Source organism: Mesorhizobium sp. P5_C1 (assembly GCF_054049815.1).
In genome coordinates, this window is the sequence record NZ_JBFULQ010000903.1 from 1 (window position 1) to 1,470 (window position 1,470).

Annotated in this window: 2 protein-coding genes; one reads left to right on the top strand and one right to left on the bottom strand. The window is 63.0% G+C overall.

Annotated elements, in window-relative coordinates:
* Positions 1-25: 25 nt before the first annotated feature.
* Positions 26-841: an oxidoreductase gene (locus ACXJ7R_RS32425; protein ID WP_457155362.1), complete on the bottom strand. Its 816-nt coding sequence runs from the start codon at positions 839-841 to the stop codon at positions 26-28.
* A 103-nt stretch (positions 842-944) separates the two neighbouring features.
* Between ACXJ7R_RS32425 and ACXJ7R_RS32430 the strand changes: the two genes are divergently transcribed.
* Positions 945-1,470: TetR/AcrR family transcriptional regulator (locus ACXJ7R_RS32430; RefSeq protein WP_457155363.1), on the top strand; the 526-nt coding region annotated here is incomplete at its 3' end.

The following is a 1,470-nucleotide window of genomic DNA, read 5'->3' on the forward strand; positions in this document are numbered from 1 at the left end:
GTGAAATCTCTTGCCCCGCTGATGTTCAGACCGGCAGGCGGAACTGCTTGCGCAAGCTCTTGTCGAATATCGCCGCGGGCGCAAAACGGCGCAGGATGCTGACCTGCCGCGCAGCCCTGCCGGCGGTGTAGCGGCGTCGCGGGCGAGCATCGGTCGCGGCCCTGACGACCACCTCCGCCACCACTTCCGGCCGATCGGCCTTGGGCATCACATCGCGAAGCAGAGCGTCGACCCCGGCCCGGGCCAGATCGTATTCTTTCAACAAGGAATCCGGCTCAATCCCTTTCTGGTCGAAGACGGTGCGCACGAATGCCGGCTCGATGACCGAGACGCGAATATTGAAGGCACGAACCTCGTGATCGAGCGATTCCGAATAGCCTTCGAGCGCGTGCTTGGCCGCCGAATAGTGCGCGGCATACGGTGCTGGTACGAGGCCCAGCACCGAGCCGATGTTGATGATACGCCCTTGGCCGCGTCCCCGCATCGACGGCAACACCGCATTGGTCGCGCGCATGACGCCGAACAGGTTGACGTCGAACATCGACTGCACCTGTGCGACCGAGGATTCCTCCGCGCCGCCAAGCAGGCCGACACCGGCATTGTTGACCAGGAGATCGATCCGGCCGGTCTGTGAGAGCACAGTCGAAACGAGCGCAGCGACGGCCTCACCGTCGGTCACGTCGCAAACCAGCATGGTCACGCCGTCCGGGCCGTTGCTGGCTTTGCGGCGGCTCGTGCCGAAGACGGTGAACCCTGCCCGCACCAAGGCCTCGGCGGTGGCGCGGCCAATGCCCGAGGAGGCTCCCGTCACGACAGCGGTTTTTCCGGAATTCATATTCATTTCGTGCTCCAAACTCATGAGGGCTAGTTTTGTCGCGCCAGTTGAATTACACTCATAATATCAAATTATGGTCATAATGCAATAGTGGAAAGGGATCGCAGCCATGCGCTACGAAAAGGGCCGAAAGGACGCGTCACGGGGCCGGATCATGGAGGTCGCCGCCGACCGTTTTCGCGGTGACGGCATAGCGGCGTCCGGACTGGCAACCATCATGAGCGACGCCGGGCTGACCAACGGCGCCTTCTATCCGCACTTTCAGTCCAAGGCGGAGCTTGTCCGCGAAAGCGTGGCGGCGGCCATGGAGATCCAGTCGCAGCAACTGGCGGAAGCACTGGCCTCCGGTGGCCCGGAGATGGGCATAGAGGCATATCTGTCCGCCGAGCACCGGGACAATCCGGGAAAGGGCTGCGCGTCCGCCGCGCTGCTGCCGGAGCTCGCGCGTCAGCCACCTGAAACGCGCGAAGTCTATACCGACCACTTGCTGACCTTGGTGCGCCAGTTGGCTGCAGCACTGCCGCAGGCCAAGGACCCGGAAGGTACCGCACTGGGTGTCTTTGCAACGCTCATCGGTGCRCTGCAACTGGCCCGCGCGGTGGAAGGAACTGAATTGTCGGATCGTATTCTTGCGG

Excerpts from the sequence above, each read along its gene's own strand:
- ACXJ7R_RS32425 (WP_457155362.1), bottom strand. The coding sequence starts at position 841 with ATGAATATGAATTCCGGAAAAACCGCTGTCGTGACGGGAGCCTCCTCG.